Source organism: Stutzerimonas nosocomialis (assembly GCF_005876855.1).
Classification (GTDB): domain Bacteria; phylum Pseudomonadota; class Gammaproteobacteria; order Pseudomonadales; family Pseudomonadaceae; genus Stutzerimonas; species Stutzerimonas nosocomialis.
Window position 1 is genome coordinate 24045 of record NZ_QLAE01000035.1, and the last position, 17053, is coordinate 41097.

General features: G+C 63.2%; 11 protein-coding genes and 1 pseudogene. 8 read left to right on the plus strand and 4 right to left on the minus strand.

Annotated elements, in window-relative coordinates; translation table 11 throughout:
• Positions 1–316 precede the first annotated feature (316 nt).
• Positions 317–1612, plus strand: coding sequence for an NCS2 family permease (locus DN824_RS18205; RefSeq protein WP_138409830.1), 1296 nt, complete (start codon positions 317–319; stop codon positions 1610–1612).
• 60 nt (positions 1613–1672) lie between these two features.
• Positions 1673–2767 carry a tRNA (uridine(54)-C5)-methyltransferase TrmA gene (trmA, locus tag DN824_RS18210; RefSeq protein ID WP_138409831.1) on the plus strand — a complete coding sequence of 365 codons (1095 nt, stop codon included), beginning with the start codon at positions 1673–1675 and terminating at the stop codon, positions 2765–2767.
• A gap of 2 nt (positions 2768–2769) precedes the next feature.
• On the opposite strand, the gene DN824_RS18215 is transcribed toward trmA, so the two are convergent.
• Positions 2770–3363, minus strand: coding sequence for a DUF4345 domain-containing protein (locus DN824_RS18215; protein ID WP_138409832.1), 594 nt, complete (start codon positions 3361–3363; stop codon positions 2770–2772).
• Positions 3364–3581: 218 nt separating this feature from the next.
• Between DN824_RS18215 and DN824_RS18220 the strand changes: the two genes are divergently transcribed.
• The 4 genes from DN824_RS18220 (at position 3582) to gmtX (ending at position 8961) form a co-directional block, all read left to right on the plus strand.
• On the plus strand, positions 3582–4028 hold the full coding sequence (locus tag DN824_RS18220; RefSeq protein WP_138409833.1) for a DUF411 domain-containing protein: 447 nt from the start codon (positions 3582–3584) through the stop codon (positions 4026–4028).
• A 153-nt stretch (positions 4029–4181) separates the two neighbouring features.
• Positions 4182–5639: a gamma-mobile-trio recombinase GmtY gene (gene gmtY / locus DN824_RS18225; protein WP_125873147.1), complete on the plus strand. Its 1458-nt coding sequence runs from the start codon at positions 4182–4184 to the stop codon at positions 5637–5639.
• A 2-nt stretch (positions 5640–5641) separates the two neighbouring features.
• Complete coding sequence (gene gmtZ, locus DN824_RS18230; RefSeq protein ID WP_200617987.1) at positions 5642–8281, plus strand: gamma-mobile-trio integrase GmtZ; 2640 nt, start codon at positions 5642–5644, stop codon at positions 8279–8281.
• Positions 8281–8961 (plus strand): gamma-mobile-trio protein GmtX, encoded by a 681-nt coding sequence (gmtX, locus tag DN824_RS18235; protein ID WP_043094776.1) that lies wholly within the window; start codon positions 8281–8283, stop codon positions 8959–8961. The genes gmtZ and gmtX overlap by 1 nt, the downstream gene beginning before the upstream one ends.
• Before the next feature lie 414 nt (positions 8962–9375).
• Here gmtX and toprJ read toward each other — a convergent pair whose 3' ends face one another.
• The 3 genes from toprJ to tmexC are packed head-to-tail and all read right to left on the minus strand — an operon-like array spanning position 9376 to position 15127.
• Positions 9376–10809, minus strand: coding sequence for a multidrug efflux transporter outer membrane subunit TOprJ (gene toprJ / locus DN824_RS18240; RefSeq protein WP_221740845.1), 1434 nt, complete (start codon positions 10807–10809; stop codon positions 9376–9378).
• Positions 10810–10813: 4 nt separating this feature from the next.
• Entirely contained in the window at positions 10814–13948 is a 3135-nt protein-coding gene (gene tmexD / locus DN824_RS18245) for a multidrug efflux RND transporter permease subunit TMexD (protein ID WP_125873149.1), read from the minus strand.
• 15 nt (positions 13949–13963) lie between these two features.
• Positions 13964–15127 carry a multidrug efflux RND transporter periplasmic adaptor subunit TMexC gene (gene tmexC / locus DN824_RS18250; RefSeq protein WP_037009368.1) on the minus strand — a complete coding sequence of 388 codons (1164 nt, stop codon included), beginning with the start codon at positions 15125–15127 and terminating at the stop codon, positions 13964–13966.
• A gap of 179 nt (positions 15128–15306) precedes the next feature.
• Between tmexC and DN824_RS18255 the strand changes: the two genes are divergently transcribed.
• Entirely contained in the window at positions 15307–15864 is a 558-nt protein-coding gene (locus DN824_RS18255; protein ID WP_003152690.1) for a TetR/AcrR family transcriptional regulator, read from the plus strand.
• Positions 15865–16115: 251 nt separating this feature from the next.
• Positions 16116–16628 (plus strand): annotated as a pseudogene (locus DN824_RS18260) (IS5-like element ISPa16 family transposase); the annotation flags it as partial.
• Between the last annotated feature and the right edge of the window lie 425 nt (positions 16629–17053).

Here is a 17053-nt window from a genome sequence, read left to right on the forward strand (position 1 = left end):
CCCGGCGTTCAACGGCGATCGGCAGGGGTGTCGATTTTCCTGGACCGGCATCTCGACCGCCCGGGCGTTGGCGAACAGGGCCTGCGCGCCGCGGTCGCCGTCGAGCTGCGCAGGTCGTCGAGATAAGCCGCGTCGATAGCCCCACGCCACAGGGCACGTCACCCGCTCGATGGAAATTCAACCGCACCGCCGCACGGTGTAAGATGCCGGCCTTTTTCGCCCGCCGCTTTGCAAGGGCTCGACGATCGGCTTTGCTTAGCCAGACTGCAGGCCAAGGCGTGCACGCATGCCCCGACCGGCAACAAGAGGATTGACCATGCTCGAAAAGCTGTTTCGACTCAAGGCGCACAACACCACGGTGCGCACCGAGGTTATCGCCGGCCTGACCACCTTCCTGACCATGGCCTACATCCTGTTCGTCAACCCGAGCATGCTGGCCGAAACCGGCATGGACCATGGCGCGGTGTTCGTCGCCACCTGTCTCGCCGCGGCGCTCGGCTCGGCGATCATGGGCCTGGTCGCCAACTACCCGATCGCCCTGGCGCCGGGCATGGGGCTCAACGCCTTCTTCACCTATACCGTGGTCATGACCATGGGCTACGCCTGGCAGACCGCGCTCGGCGCGGTGTTCCTGTCGGGCGCGATCTTCTTCGTGCTGTCGATCTTCAAGATCCGCGAATGGATCATCCACAGCATCCCGCTGGCGCTGCGCTCGGGCATCGCCGCGGGCATCGGCCTGTTCCTGGCGATCATCGCGCTGAAGAACGCGGGCATCGTCGTCGACAACCCGGCCACCCTGGTGGGCCTTGGCGACATGACCGCAGGCGGGCCGCTGCTCGCCTGCCTGGGCTTCGTGCTGATCGTCGCCCTCGCCTATCGCCGCGTGACCGGCGCGGTGATGATCGGCATCCTCGCGGTGACCCTGCTGTCGATCCTGTTCGGCCTGTCGCAGCTCAACGGCGTGGTGTCGATGCCGCCATCGCTGGCCCCCACCTTCCTCGAACTGGACCTGATGGGCGCGCTGGACATCGGCCTGCTCAGCGTCATCTTCGCGTTCCTGTTCGTCGACCTGTTCGACACCTCGGGCACCCTGGTCGGCGTCGCGCAGAAGGCCGACCTGCTGGACAAGGACGGCAAGATGCCGCGCCTGGGCCGCGCGCTGCTGGCCGACAGCACCGCCACCATGGCCGGCGCCGCCCTGGGCACCAGCAGCACCACCAGCTACATCGAATCGGCCGCCGGCATCAGCGCCGGCGGGCGCACCGGCCTGACCGCCTGCGTGGTCGCCGCGCTGTTCCTGCTCAGCCTGTTCTTCGCCCCGCTGGCCGGCGCCGTGCCGGCCTACGCCACCGCGCCGGCGCTGCTGTTCGTCGCCGTGCTGATGACCGGCAGCCTGGCGGGCATCGACTGGGACGACCTCACCGTCGCCGCGCCGGTGGTCATCGCCGCGCTGGCCATGCCGCTGACCTTCTCGATCGCCAACGGCATCGCCTTCGGCTTCATCGCCTGGACCGCGATCAAGCTGCTCGCCGGCCGCTGGCGCGAACTCAACCCGGCGCTGGTGATCCTGTCGATCCTGTTCGTCATCAAGCTCGGCTTCTTCGCCGCCTGAGCCGACCTCTGACCGCCCCGGCGGGCCGCCTGGCTCGCCGACGCTGATTCGTGAGTACCCATGAGCGCTCCCCAGTTCGACCCCGCCACCTACGATGCCCAGCTCGCCGAAAAGGCCGAACGCCTGCAGGCGCTGCTGGCGCCCTTCGACGCGCCCGCACCGCAGGTGTTCGATTCGCCGCGCGAGCACTACCGCCTGCGCGCCGAATTCCGCCTCTGGCGCGAGACGGGCAGCGAGCGTCGCGACTACGCGATGTTCGAGCAGGGCGACAAGCACACGCCGATCCTGATCGAGCGCTTCCCCATCGCCAGCGCCCGGATCAACGAACTGATGCCGCGCCTCAAGGCGGGCTGGCAGGCCAGCCCGGCGCTGTCGTTCAAGCTGTTCCAGGTCGAATTCCTGACCACCCTTTCGGGCGACGCGCTGATCACGCTGGCCTACCACCGGCCGCTGGACGCCGCCTGGCAGGAGGCCGCCGAAGCCCTGGCGAGCGAGCTGGGGGCGAGCATCGTCGGGCGTTCGCGGGGCAAACGCATCGTCATCGGTCGCGATCACGTCGAGGAAGAACTGCAGGTCGCCGGCCGCCGCTTCCGCTATCGCCAGCCGGAGGGCGCCTTCACCCAGCCCAACGGCGAGGTCAACCAGAAGATGCTCGGCTGGGCCTATGAGGCGCTGGGGCCGCGCGAGGACGACCTGCTCGAACTCTATTGCGGTAACGGCAATTTCACCCTGCCGCTGGCGACCCGGGTGCGCAAGGTGCTCGCCACCGAGATCAGCAAGTCGTCGGTCAACGCGGCGCTGGCCAACCTTGCCGACAACGGCATCGACAACGTCACCCTGGTGCGCCTGTCGGCCGAGGAGCTGACCCAGGCGCTGAACGAGGTCCGCCCGTTCCGCCGCCTGGCCGGGATCGACCTCAAGGGCTACGACTTCGGCAGCGTATTCGTCGACCCGCCGCGCGCCGGCATGGACCCGGACACCTGCGAGCTGACCCGCCGCTTCGAGCGCATCCTCTACATCTCCTGCAATCCGGAAACCCTGGCGCAGAACATCGCCCAGCTGCACGACACCCACCGCGTGGAGCGCTGCGCCCTGTTCGACCAGTTTCCCTACACCCACCACATGGAAGCGGGCGTCCTGCTGACGCGTCGCTGAACTCAGCGCTCTCCGGCAGCGGGCGGGTTCGCCGGGGTTGCCGGGTCGGCGTCCGACGGTGAGGGATCGCCTACCCGAAACGGCTGCGGCTCGGCCGGCGTCACCACCGCGTCGCCGGGCGTCGGGCCTTCGCCGACCCGGAAGGGTGCCGGCTCTCGGGGAAAGGCATGACGCCGGGACGTCGGAGCGCTTTCCGGCGCCTGCGGCTCGACCTCCGGCCGCAGGGAACGCAGCGCAGCGGCTGCCAGCGCCGCGCCCAGCAGGCGATAGACCAGCGACACCAGATCGAAACCGATGAGGCTGCCGCCATCGAGCCACAGGGAGGCGAGCCGCGCGCCGGCCAGCGTCAGCAGGGTGATGACCAGCATCACCAGCGCCGCGCGCGCGTAGTCCGGCGCGCGCACCGCCCACAGCAGGAACAGCGCCAGGCCCAGCTGCAGGCCGCCGTAGTAGACGCGCATGTGGCTGACCGATGCGCTCTCCATCAACAGCATGCCGTTGAGATTGGCCATTTCGTAGGGGCGAACCCAGTAAGCCAGGCTCAGGGCGACCATGACCACAGCCTGGGCGACCAAGACGATCCGGGCGAAACGCATCGATGCTCTCCTGCTGGCCCGAAGCGAAACGGAAAGTCCCCGGGCGATCTGCAAAAGACCCGCGCCGCTCCGATTTGTTCGCTACGTCACACTCGCGGCCGCGCGCCAAGGGCAGTGCGACCTGTCGTCACGCCGGCGTCTCCGGACACCGCCGCGGCTTGGGCAGGAGCCGATCCGGCGTTATGCTGCCGGACGTTATCTGCCGTCTGGTGACCCTCATGCGCCGCCCGCTCCTGCTCGCCACCCTTTGCTCCGTCCTGTTCGCCAGCCTCGCCCAGGCCGCCGAGCCACTGGCCATCGACGTCTACCGCGACCCGAACTGCGGCTGCTGCACCGCCTGGATCGAGCACCTGGAAGAAAACGGCTTTGCCGTGACCGACCACGTCGAAACCGACATGGCCGGCGTGAAGAGCCGCCTCGGCGTACCGCATCGCCTGGGCTCGTGCCATACCGGGGTCATCGACGGCAAGTTCGTCGAAGGCCATGTTCCGGCGGCCGACATTCTCAAGCTGCGCGCCCAGCCGGACCTGCTCGGCGCGGCGGTCCCGGGCATGCCGATCGGCTCGCCGGGCATGGAAATGGGCGATCGCCACGACGCCTACCAGGTGATCGGCCTGGATCGGCAAGGCCAGGAATCGGTCCTCTCCCAATACCCGGCCCGCTGATCGTCATCCCCTATCCCCAAAGGCCGCTTGCGTTACATATAGCACGTAAAAGTGCGTAATTTTGATAAGAAGCCACCTTCGGGTGGCTTTTTCTTGATCTTTCCGCCATATAGTTAAATAGTATAATCCATGTAATTTGTGTAAGGGGGTGGCATGGCTTCGGTTAGCGTCGTCGCAAAAATCGTAGAGGACAACACAGGGGTCGCAAGCGAGCTCCCTTTGCTGATAACAGAGGAGGGGGAGCTTTCTCCTCTGACCGACTACCTCTTGTACCTACACGCCAATGGGCGCTCCAAGTCGACGCTTGAGAAAACGGTTCGTGCGGTGGCGATGCTTCTTGACTACATGGAAGCAAACGCTGATGCGTTCACAGACCCCGAGAAGTTGTTCCAGGCGTTCGTCAGGCGGCTGTACAGCGGGACAGCTTCGGAGGCGGGCCTAGACCCTTCCGGTCTGTACTGGGTGCCCGCCTCCGAAGCGACAGTGAGAGAGCGCATCATCGCACTCACGGGCTTCACGGAATGGCTTGCTGATAAGCAGGGCACCAAGCCGCTGAACCCTTTACGCAAAGCCACGCCTCACGAAGAGCGCCTCAACTACGCGGCATGGTTTCGGCGAAATCAGAACGATTTCCTAGGCCACATCAAAGACAAGTCAATCAGCACCACCGTCAAGCGTGCGCGGAGCATCAAGGGCCGCACCCCGCTGGCGAAGACGGAGGATGACGCGATCTCCTTTCCGAATGCCAAATTCGAAGCCTTCTTCACCCAAGGCATCGGCGGCGCCAAAGATCCCCGAGTCGCTCTGCGGGACAAGCTGATTCTCCTTTTAATGCACGGCGCGGGGCTTAGGATCAGCGAGGCCATGCTGCTGTGGGTCACCGATGTTTTTGAGAATCCCGCCGACCCAAGCCAAGCGCTTGTACGCATCTACAGCGAGCGCGAAGGTGTTGCCCCCGAAGGCTGGAAGAGTCGCAAGGGCGAGCGAACCCGCAAGGTGTATCTGAAAGAGAAGTACGGGCGCATACCTCGCTGCGAGATGAAGGGGACGCAGTACCTGGGCTGGAAGGCCAAGCTTGTCGATGACAAGGACGGCTACTTGATTGCGCAGTGGTTCCCAGTCGATTTTGGCCGGGTTTTCATGGCCCTATGGAAGACCCACCTGAAATACCGCGCAACAGCGGACGCGCATCACCCCTACGCATTCATCAGCTTCGACAGCAAGGCGTTTGGCAATCCTTATACGATCAACGCCTTTAATCAGAACTATGCCGCCGGTCTGCGCCGCATCGGCCTGGAGCCGAACAAAGCCGAGGGGCTCGATCCCCATGGGCATCGGCACAACTACGGGCGGCGTCTGACCCAGGCGGGCATCGACCCGCTGATCCGAAAGAAATGCCTTCACCACAAGTCCCTTGAGTCGCAAACGGTCTATACCCTGCCGGGCAACCAGGACGTTTCGAACATGCTCAGCGCGGCCTCCGAGCAACTGGCGCGGCCCGACGCCAAGATTATGGTCACGGACTGGAAGGCACTGGTTGAGCACGGCTTTGAGGACATCGATCCGCAGGGGTTTTACACCGGCAAGCGGCCGCGACTGGAAGGGGCATGAGAATGGCGCAGAAGAAAACCAATGGGCGCTCGGCTGATCTGACACTCTCCTGGCTCACGCGCTCGCATGGCGAAGACTGGCTGCAATGGCAGCAGTATGCGGCCGAGTGGATGGCGACTCAGGACGCTGGCGTTGCTCATAGACTGAAGGCTCTCCGTCATTTCTTCGTCACCTACCTGATGCGCCATGCCTCCTACGCCAACGATGTCACGGCCTTTTTCAAGGGGCATGCCGGACACAGAGCGTCGTCCCAGGAGTTCGTCGAGGCTATGCAGGCTGCGGGCGTCAACGATCAGCGCGTGCAGGCGGAGTATGTAAATTACGTGGCTGCCTTCTTCGACCACGTCATCGAGCAGCATTACAGCGCCGAGGACGATCACGGTGTCGCACGACCCATTGTCTCGAATCCTTGCGAGCGGATCGCGAAACAGGGCTCGACGCAGGAGACCGTCAGGAACCCGCTGCCGTACCGCTACATTCAGCAGCTACGACAGATCCTCTGCCGTTACGCTCACGGCAGCGAGCAAGAGGACTCACAAGAAGGTGCTGCCTGTAACGCCCGCTGGACGAATCGCCATTTCCGTGACTGGTCGTGGGCGCATGAGCATGTGTTCTACGCGTGGTTCGAGGTGGAGCCCGAGATCATCGACCGCGACGACCCCGACTGCGTATGGCGCGCCAAAGTGGTCAAGCGCAAAAACACGAAGACCACCATCCACCAGATGTGGTCGCCGGTCACCGCAATGCTGCTCTTCGTGAAGCTGCATCTGCCGCTGCGCACCTATCAGGTTCGCTTTCTCGATTCCGGCGAAGCCGATACCTGGCGCTATGAGGGCGGGCGCTGGGTAGCGAATACCCATCCCTTCGTCTACGGCAGCAAGAAGCGTCCTTACGCCAAGGGCGTGTTCCGTCGCACCTACGATGCGATGACGGAGACCTACGCCACCGCGCTCTACGTCTCCACCAACAAGACCGCAGATCAGAACAAGGGCGAAGTGGATCGCGGCTACACGATTCCTTGGCAGCACGAGGAACTGCTGTACTGGCTGGAGAAGCTGCGCAACTGGCAGGAGAAGTACAACCCGATCACTGCGCCGACCCATGCGAGCACACTGGGCAGGAAGCATGTTGGCGCGACCAAGAGCCCATCCGCACTGAAGGCCATGGGCGAGTATTGCTTCCTGTTCCGGGACGCCAGCGCAAAAAGCGCGGAAGACCGCACCAAGCCGATTACCGAGCTTTCCTGCGCATTGTCCTGGCATCAACTGCTACTTCAGTTGGAGCAGAACCTGGCAGCGACGGGCCATAAACTGAGCGACGGCACCGCACTGAAACTGGTGGAAGACTACCCGGACGACACGCCTGACGGGGCTAAAACGAAGACCCTGTTCCCACTGCACAGCCTCCGGGTGTCCCTGATCACTGCCTTCACCATGGACACGGCCCTGCCCCTGCCGGTGGTCTCCAAGCTTCTGGCGGGCCACACGCGCCTGCTGATGACGATCTACTACAACAAAATCACCCCCTCCGTCATGGCGGAGAAAATGGAAGAGGCGCACGCGGCGCTGGATGCCAAGGCGCAAGCCTCGCTCCGCACCTTTCTCAAGAATGCGGAACTCTCCCAGATCCAGGCTCGCACCGCCTGCAACAGCGAGGAATCAGTCGAGGCGGCCCTCGCTAACCGCAATCCCATCGGTTGGGAGCACCGCTCGGCAGGGCTGTGCCTGGTCGGCGGCAATACCGTCCGCTCGGACGAGCTGAGCACGCTGGGCGGCTGCTGGAACGGCGGCCCCGTCGTTAAGGAAGCCGCAGTCGTGCATTCCCGCGCTTATGCCCCAGTGCCCCACGGGCCGGAGAACTGTATCCGCTGCCGCTGGTTCATCACTGACGCCAGCTATCTGCCCGCACTGAGCAGCCAGTTCAACCAGATCAGCTACAAGGCCCACCAGGCGGCGAGTCTGGCGATGGAGATCGAGGGCGAGCTGGAAGCGCTAAAGGACGAGCTGTTCTTCGCTGAGGAGCAAGGCGCACCGTTCACCAAGCACCATGAGCTTCAAGTGCTGGAGCGACGCTATGAGAAGCAGAAAGTGGAGGCCGATGAGTACGCCAAGGACTTTATCGCCTGCTTCAATCTGATCCAGCGCTTGATGGACATCGAGAACCAGCGCGACGAGGCCGACGAGGGTCAGAAGCTCGTCGCCGTGGGCTCTCGCGAGGATCTGGCGGTAAGCATGCGTTTTATCGAGACCGACTCAGAGCTGCTGCACCTGTCGCTGCTCTGTGAGGATGCGGAGTTCTATCCCGACCTACAGGATGACCTTCGAAAGACCCCGGTCATCGCCAAGCGCACGCTCGCACTCAGCCGCATGATGATGCGGAAGGGGTATCAGCCGCTGTTGATGGAAATGGACGAGCGGGCGCAGTTGATCGCCGCAAACGCCCTCATGCGCAAAATGGCCAAGATCGCGCACCCGACCGACAAGCTGGAGGGCTACCGGATCGCGGCGAACTACATCGAGGCCCAGGGGTATTTGGTAGACGACCGGCTTCTTGAGGCGGGAATCGACCAGATGAGCCAGGCCGCGCCGCTTGCCTTGCCGAGCATCAAGCAACGGCTTATCCAACATGAGGAGGTCATCTGATGGAGATCGATATCGACGTCATTCTTGAGGATCTCAAAGAAGGCAAGACGGCGAAGACGCAGCAGTCGCTCGACAAGCTCAATCAAACCTTGTGCGACTATTACGAGCGCGGCGAACGCGACTTCTCGATCACCACCATCGGTCGGGTTTCGGCAGAGGACGGCGGTGTCGGCTACCAGTCCGTCCGGGCGACAGCTAACAAGCACTACCGCGATCTGATCGAGGCATGGGCGGCGAAGGCCAAGACCACCACCAAAAAGCCCCTCAGCCCCCAAAGTCGATCCCGCCGAGCACCTCAGGACAATCAATTGCTTGAGCGCATTCCCGATCCCGCCCTGCGGGTGCTGTTCGGCCAGATCATCGCCGAGCGCAACCGCTACCGTACTCAGCTCAATATTCTCAAGAACCAAGCTGAGGTCGTGATCGATAAGCGTCCGGTGAGGCAGTTTGAAGTCAGCGCCGAACCCTCCGTCGAGCTTCTCCCTTCGCTCAAGGGCATTGCCTCCGATAACGAGATAAAGGCGCTTCGGTTCGCCGCGTCCGACGAATGTATCGAGCGCCGGGGGTGGCTGGTCACGCAGGCCGGACAGGTGAAAGACGAGCTTGGGGAGGAGGTGTTCCCCCGTGGTTTCATGACGGGCCTCCGCAAGCTCGTCGGGGAAGTTGACTCCGATGAGTAGTCATCGGGTTTGATTCTGTTACAGATTCAAACTCATCTGGTCGGACTAGGAGATTTCAAAATGCAATCGTCGGACGACAGATAAGCCGAGTAAAACGACTCACAAAATGAGACATCATGCCCAAGAGGCCCTTTGCCTCTTGGATGCAGCCTCTGGCAAGGTACAGCATTCGCTGAATGCCCCCGGTTTTCCATGTGACTGGGGCTGCTTCCGGCCAGAAGCAGTCAGTCAATGCGTTACAGTGATTTTTTGCAGCTCTTTATAGAGCCGTTAGCTGCCGCCACCAATAATCCATAGGCCTGCCAGTCGTCAGAGAGTCTTATTCTCGATCAGGCGATTTCCCCGTGGATGACCAGTAGCTCACTGGTGATGGAGCCAGAGTCCTGTCTTCGAATGCAGGACTCCTGGCTTTGCTCACTCAGCGCCGATCCCGGCCATCGGTTCAGTTTGGCCCCAGCCACCGCCCAGAGACCTGAACAGGTCAACCAGCGCAATCTGCCGTTCCGTGCTGATTTGAATTAGTGTGGTCTGGTTGCTAAAGGTGCTGCGCTGGGCGTCAAGATAACGCAGGTAGTCGTCCACGCCGCCCTCGTAACGCGCCTTAGCCAGGGCCATCGCAGCCTCGCTGGAACCGGCCAGAGCCTGGCGGGCAGCCTCCTCGCGGCGCAGGGTGTCGGTGGCGGCCAGGGCATCGGCCACTTCGCGGAAGGCGGTCTGGATGGTGCCTTCGTAGTCGGCCACCGCCGCGTCCTGGCGCACTTCGGCGAGGTCCAGGTTGGCGCGGTTGCGGCCACCGGCGAAGATCGGCAGCGACAGCGTCGGGGCAAAGCTCCAGGCCCGCGAGCCGCCATCGAACAATCCGGACAACTCGGCACTGGAGCTGCCCACCGAACCGGTCAGGCTGATCCGGGGAAAGAACGCGGCGCGAGCTGCACCGATATCGGCATTGCGCGCCTTGAGGCGGTGCTCGCTGGCGAGAATGTCCGGGCGCCGTTCGATCAGTTCCGAGCTGGTGCCGGGGGCGATGTCCTGCAGCACCATCAGGTCGTCGCGGGGCGTCGCGGGCAGCAGGCGAGCGGCATCTGGCGTGCCGAGCAACAGGACCAGGGCGTTGTCCGCCTGGCGTAACTGGCGTTCGGTGCTCTCGCGCTCGGCCCTAGCCTGTTCGGCAAGGCCGACCGCTTCCTGGTAATCCAGGGCGGTGGCGGCCCCCGCTGCACGGCGCTGGCTGACCAGCTCCAGCGAGGCCATGCGGCTGTCCAGGGTTTGTTCGACCAGGGCCATGCGGCGTAGCGCACCATCGCGGGTCAGGTAGGCCTGGATGACCTCGGCAACCAGGCTGATCTGCGTGGCACGGGTCGCCTCCTCGGTCGCCAGGTAGGTCTCCAGCACGGCCTCGGAGAGGTTGCGCACGCGGCCGAACAGGTCGACTTCGTACTCCGCGAGGCCGAGGCCGACCTGATAGTTGCTGGTCACTTCCGAGCGCCCGGTCTGCGACAGATCGGCAGGCAGGCGCTGGCGGTTGCCGCTGGCATTGGCGTTGATCGAAGGCAGGCGATCAGCACGCTGGATGCGGTACTGGGCACGCGCAGCTTCGATATCCAGCAGCGCCTGGCGCAGGCTGCGGTTGTTGCTCAGCGCCGTATCCACCGCGCGGCGCAAGTCGGCATCGACGATGAAGGTCTGCCAGTCCAGCGCCTGGGCACGGGCGCCCTCCGCGTCGGCGGCTTGCCAGTGCGACGCGACCGGTGCCTGCGGGCGCTCGTAGGTCGGGGCCAGCGAACACCCCGCCAGGGCGGCGATGGCCAGGGGCAGCAGAGCGCGACGGAGCATGAAGTGAGAGGTCATCGCATTACTCCGCTTTATGCAGGGGATGGTTGTCGGTTTGCTGAGGTTTGGTGCGCAGCAGCGACAGCACCCAGACGAAGAAGATCGGCACGAAGATCACCCCGAGCATGGTCGCGCTGAGCATCCCGCCCAGCACCCCGGTGCCCAGTGCGCGCTGGCTCGCAGCGCCGGCGCCAGTGGCGATGGCCAGCGGCACCACGCCGAGCATGAACGCCATGGAGGTCATGATGATCGGGCGGAAACGCAGGCGCGCGGCTTCGACAGCGGCATCGCGCAGCGAGTAGCCGTCTTCCCACAGGTCCTTGGCGAACTCGACGATGAGAATGGCGTTCTTCGCCGCCAGGCCGATCACGGTGATCAGGCCGACCTTGAAGTACACGTCGTTGGGCAGGCCGATGGCAGTCACCGCCAGTACCGCGCCGAGTGCGCCGACCGGCACGATCAGCATCACCGTCAGCGGGATCGCCCAGCTCTCGTAGAGCGCCACCAGCAGCAGGAACACCACGGTGATGGCCAGCGCGAACAGCATCGTCGCCTGGCCGCTGGCGACCCGCTCCTGATACGAAAGCCCGGTCCACTCGTAGCCGATACCTTCGGGCAGCTCGGCAGCGATGCGCTCCAGTTCGAGCATCGCCTCGCCAGTGCTCACGCCGGGCGCGGCGTCACCGGCAATGCGGATCGACGGGTAACCGTTGTAACGCGCGACCTGCACCGGGCCTTCCTCCCAGCTCGTGGTGACGAAAGCACTCAGCGGTACCAGGCTGCCGCTGTCGTTGGGCACATGCAGGCGCAGGACGCTTTCCGGCGTCATGCGCTCGGCCTGTTCGGCCTGTACCACCACGCGCTGCTGGCGGCCGGCGTTGGCGAAGTCGTTGATCACCGACGAGCCGAACGCAGTGGACAGCGCGCTGCTGATCGCTTCGAAGCTGACACCCAGCGTGCGGGCCTGCTCACGGTCGATCACCAGGCGCAGCTGCGGCGCCTCGGCCAGACCTTCCATCATGGCGTAGAGGAACTTCGGATTGCCGTTGACCTTGCCCAGCACTTCATCGCGCGCTGCCAACAGGGCATCGCGGCCAAGGCCGGCGCGGTCCTGCAGGCGCAGGGCGAAACCACCCGAGTTGCCCAGGCCTTCGACCGGCGGTGGCGGCACCGCCATGATCGCGCCGTCATCGAGGTTGGCGAAGTGCTGGTTGACCGCAGCCGACTCGGCTTCCGGCGACTGCGAAGAATCTCGCTCGGACCAGTCCTTGAGCAGCGGGAAGGCAATGGCCGCGTTCTCACCCATGCCGGAGAAGCTGAAGCCGAGGACCAGAAAGGACGTCTGCACGGCCTCGCGGGCCATCAGAAACTCTTCCAGCTCCTCACCCGTGGCCGAGGTGCGCTCACGGGTAGCGCCTGGCGGCAACTGGATGTCGACGATCATGTAGCCCTGGTCTTCCACCGGCACGAAGGATTCCGGCAGGCGCAGGTAGAAGAAACCCATCAGCACCACCACGCCCAGGTAGATGAACATCACCCGCCCGGCGCGCGGCACCAGCTTGCCGTTGAGTTTGGTGTAGCGGCCGGTCAGGGCGGTGAACTTGCGGTTGAACCTGCCGAAGAAACCGGTCTTCTCGTGATGGCCCTCGGGGATCGGTTTGAGCAGCGTGGCACACAGCGCCGGGGTGAAGGTCAGCGCAAGAAAGCCCGAGAACAGGATCGACACCGCCAGCGACAGCGAGAACTGCTGGTAGATCACCCCCACCGAGCCGGCCATGAAGGCCAGCGGCAGGAACACCGCCGACAGCACCAGGGTGATACCGATGATCGCCCCGGACACCTGCCCCATCGCCTTGATGGTCGCCGGCACCGGCGCCAGGCCTTCCTCGGCCATGATCCGCTCGACGTTCTCCACCACCACGATGGCGTCGTCCACCAAGATGCCGATGGCCAGCACCATGCCGAACATGGTCATCATGTTCACCGAGAAGCCCAGCAGGTACATGAAGGTCAGGGTACCAAGCAGACACACCGGCACGACGATGGACGGGATCAGGGTGTAGCGCACGTTCTGCAGGAACAGGAACATCACCAGGAACACCAGCACCATGGCCTCGATGAGGGTCATGATGACCTTGTCGATGGCCACGTCGACGAAGCGCGAGGTGTCGTACGGCACGGAGAACTCGACGTTGTCCGGGAAGTTGGCCGACAGCTCGGTCAGACGCTGCTTGACCGCCTCGGCGGTCTGGATCGCGTTGGCACCGGGCGACAGCTGCACGGCGGCGGCAACGGCGGGCTTGCCGTCCTGGCGCGAGCCGAAGTTGTAGTCCTGGCTGCCGACCTCGATGCGTGCCACGTCGCCCAGGGTCAGGCGCGAGCCGTCCTGGTTGGCACGCAGCACGATGGCGGCGAATTCCTGCGGGTTGTCCAGGGTGCCCTTGACCGCCAGGGTCGCCGTCAGCTCCTGCTCGCTGGAACCCGGCGTGCTGCCGAAGGCACCGGCCGGCACCTGCACGTTCTGCGCGCGGATCGCGTTGTTCACGTCATCGATGGACAGGCCGTAGCCGACCAGCTTCTGCGGATCGATCCACACGCGCATGGCCGCCTCGGAGGCGAAGAACTGCAGCTTGCCGACGCCGTTCACGCGACGGATTTCGTTGTTGATGTTGCGCGCGGCGTAATCGGCCAGCGCCGTGACGTTGGCGTCCTTGTCGCCATCGGTGTAGCTCAGCGCATAGATCAGCAGGAAGCCGGCGGTGGCCTGCTCGGTCTGGATGCCGAGGGTCAGCACGGCCTGCGGCATACGTGCCTCGGCCTTCTTCAGACGGTTCTGCACGTCAACCTGGGCCAGTTCGGGGTCGGTCCCTGGCTGGAAGGTGACGGTGATCTCGGCGATGCCGTTGGCGTTGCTGGTGGACTCGAAGTACAGCAGGTTCTTGGCGCCGTTGAGTTCTTCCTCGATGACGCTGGTCACCGAGTCGGTGAGCACCTGCGCCGAAGCGCCGGGATAGGTGGCGGTCACGGTGATCTGCGGCGGCGCCACGTTGGGGTACTGCGCCACCGGCAGGAACGGGATGGCCAGCAGGCCACCCAGCGAGATGAACAGGGCGACTACCCAGGCGAAATTGGGGCGCCGGATGAAAAACAGGGACATGAGAGGTTCTCCGGCTTACTGCGCCTGGGACTGTGGAGCGGCTTCGGCGGCATCTTGCTCGCGGGGGATGACCTTGGCGCCCGGACGGATAGCCGCCAGCGAGCTGGTGATCACCTTGTCGCCGACCTGCAGGCCCTCGCTGATCTGCCAGCGCGAGCCCTGCATGGCACCGGTGGTGACCTGGCGCGCCTCGACGGTATCGCCCTGCCCCAGCAGCATCACGCTGGCCTGACCGTCAGCCGAACGCTGCACGGCACGTTGCGGCACCAGGATGGCGTTCTGGTTGAGCCCCTGCGGCGTGCGCACACGCACGTACATACCCGGCAGCAACACGCCCTCGGGGTTGTCGAACTGCCCTCGCAGGGCGATTTGCCCGGTGCTGCGATCCACCGAGATATCAGTGAACAGCAGCGTGCCCTTGCTCTCGATATCGGTACCATCGACGCGCAGCGACAACGGCTGGTCGCTAGCGCCGGCAACCTTGCCCTCGGCGATGGCCGCGCGCAGGCGCAGGGCGTCGGCAGCCGGCTGGGTGAAGTCGGCGTACACCGGATCAAGTTGCTGGATACGCGCTAGCAGAGTCGCCTCACCCTGGCCTACCAGCGCCCCTTCGGTGACCTGGGCTCGGCCGATGCGTCCGGCAATGGGTGCGCGAACCTCGGCATAGCCCAGGTCCAGGCGGGCGGTTTCGACATTGGCCTGGGCCGATCGCTTGTCGGCCTGGGCACTCTGCAGAGCGGCCTTGGCGTTGTCGAAATCCTGCTGGCTGACGGCGTTGATCTTCACCAGCGGCTCGTATCGGCGAACCATCGCCTGGGCCTGGAACAACTGCGCCTCGGCGCGGGCCAGTTCACCCTGCGCCCGCGACAGGGCCGCTTTGAACGGCGCAGGGTCGATCTGGAACAGCACGTCGCCGGCCTTCACGTCGGCCCCTTCCTCAAAGGTGCGCTTGAGCACGATCCCCGCCACCCGCGCGCGCACCTCGGCGACACGCACCGGCTCGATGCGTCCTGGTAGCTCGGCAACCACGGTGAAGGGCTCGGTCTGCACGCTGAGCACATCGACTTCACGCGCCGGCGCCTCCTCCCCTTGCTCTTCGGGCTTGTCGCAGCCAACCAGGGTCACGGCGACCAAACAGGAGATCACGGAAAAAGTGATCCACTCGCGAAATTTGTTCATATCTCACCCAAGCACGAAGCCAGTACGTAGTCGAAGCCGCGCATGATCCACACTAAAATCAAATGAGTCAATATTGACTCATCTGATTTTAGTGTGAACAAAGCTAGTATCCTCTTTGAGAAAAATGAGTGTTCTAGGAAAAATACCCGCATCTGCCTGCGATAGATAAAGAGTGACCGATGGATTTAACTGCTGCCGATGAGAAATTGCTGAAGGCCCTGGCGATCGCCATCGTTGACCACCCGCGAGCCACGTTCAAAGAAATAGCCCAGGCAGCGGGAGTCAGCAAGGCGACGCTAAACAGGTTTTGCGGCACCCGCGACAACCTGATCGAGATGCTTCTGGATCATGGTTCGGTGGTTATTTATCGGGTCATTGCCGATGCCGATCTTGAGTCGGCGCCCTTGGACGCATTGCATCGCCTGATCGAAGGCCATTTGACTCACAGGGAGTTGTTGGTTTTCCTCTCATTTCAGTGGCGCCCGGACACGTTTGATTTAGATGCAGGCGGCTGCCGATGGCTGCCTTACTCAGAAACGCTGGACGAGTTCTTTCTACGCGGGCAAAAACTGGGCGTATTCCGTATCGATATCGGTGCCCCGGCGCTTACCGAAATCTTCTCCTCCTTGATCTTCGGCCTGGTAGACGCCGAGCGCCGCGGCCGTATCGCACGCGCAGGTATGGCGGCGTTGATCGAGCAATTCTTCCTGAACGGCGCTTGCAACTACCAAACTTAACGGAAAGCAACGCTCAGTTTTTTTGCAATGGGTTGGCAGTGTCCGTTTTTGGCCGGTCGTGAGCGACCACAATAGGTTGGAATAGGCATACTCTTTTACCGGCAATCCCGCTCAGTTCGAGACAGGCCATTAGCTGCTGACGTGGTTAAAGCTGAAGTTTTACCTATTCCAGCTCAGTAGAGCTAAGGAAGGTCTGAAAAAGACTTCCCGAATCTGGTGAAACACGCCGATCCCGCCAGCCGAGTTTTTCCATGAAGCAGATGACCTTCGCCGACGCCGAGTACGCCGGCAAGCGCAAGCAGACCCGTAAGGAATTGTTCCTGATCGAGATGGATCAGGTGGTGCCGTGGAAGGGATTGATTGCCCTGATCGAGCCACACTACCCAAAGGGTGAAGGTGGTCGTCCAGCCTATCCGCTGATGGCCATGTTACGTATCCATCTGATGCAGAACTGGTTCGGCTACAGCGACCCGGCCATGGAAGAAGCGCTCTACGAGACGACCATCCTGCGTCAGTTCGCCGGGCTGAGCCTGGAGCGTATTCCCGACGAAACCACCATCCTAAATTTCCGTCGCTTGCTGGAGAAACATGAGCTGGCAGCCGGCATCCTCGGCGTAATCAATGGCTACCTGGGGGATCGCGGCCTGTCGCTGCGCCAGGGCACTATCGTCGATGCCACACTGATCCACGCGCCCAGCTCGACCAAGAACCAGGACGGCAAGCGCGATCCGGAGATGCACCAGACCAAGAAGGGCAACCAGTACTGTGTGTCACGAACACAGGTCAGATGACCTGTGCTGCTGTGCCGAAGATGGAAGTAGGCCTTCCGAAGTCGGCTTGCAGGAGCGGACTTCAAACCACCCGGTGCTGCTGCATCCAAAAGGTGTGGTGGTGAGCGACCGAGGAAAAGTCATCCCTGAGGATGGCAGGTGAGTATGGAGAAGATGAGCGAAAGCAAACCGTCCGATGACGCATCGTTATGCCCAAGGTGCTGCCGAAACTGAGGTGGAGTACTGGCTTCAGGACAAGTCGGGGCGTTACCTGCTTACGGACCCGATGGCAGCCGGTGTATAGGCGGCATGATCTTCATACAGGCTTTGGTACGGAACGTGAGAACCTTGTTCCAGATGCGAAGGAAAATGACAAATGGCCAACACCATGAGGAAGAATACCGATGCTGGAACGAGGG

Coding starts and splice junctions, on each gene's coding strand:
- DN824_RS18205 (WP_138409830.1), top strand. CDS start 317: ATGCTCGAAAAGCTGTTTCGACTCAAGGCGCACAACACCACGGTGCGC.
- trmA (WP_138409831.1), top strand. CDS start 1,673: ATGAGCGCTCCCCAGTTCGACCCCGCCACCTACGATGCCCAGCTCGCC.
- DN824_RS18215 (WP_138409832.1), bottom strand. CDS start 3,363: ATGCGTTTCGCCCGGATCGTCTTGGTCGCCCAGGCTGTGGTCATGGTC.
- DN824_RS18220 (WP_138409833.1), top strand. CDS start 3,582: ATGCGCCGCCCGCTCCTGCTCGCCACCCTTTGCTCCGTCCTGTTCGCC.
- gmtY (WP_125873147.1), top strand. CDS start 4,182: ATGGCTTCGGTTAGCGTCGTCGCAAAAATCGTAGAGGACAACACAGGG.
- gmtZ (WP_200617987.1), top strand. CDS start 5,642: ATGGCGCAGAAGAAAACCAATGGGCGCTCGGCTGATCTGACACTCTCC.
- gmtX (WP_043094776.1), top strand. CDS start 8,281: ATGGAGATCGATATCGACGTCATTCTTGAGGATCTCAAAGAAGGCAAG.
- toprJ (WP_221740845.1), bottom strand. CDS start 10,809: ATGACCTCTCACTTCATGCTCCGTCGCGCTCTGCTGCCCCTGGCCATC.
- tmexD (WP_125873149.1), bottom strand. CDS start 13,948: ATGTCCCTGTTTTTCATCCGGCGCCCCAATTTCGCCTGGGTAGTCGCC.
- tmexC (WP_037009368.1), bottom strand. CDS start 15,127: ATGAACAAATTTCGCGAGTGGATCACTTTTTCCGTGATCTCCTGTTTG.
- DN824_RS18255 (WP_003152690.1), top strand. CDS start 15,307: ATGGATTTAACTGCTGCCGATGAGAAATTGCTGAAGGCCCTGGCGATC.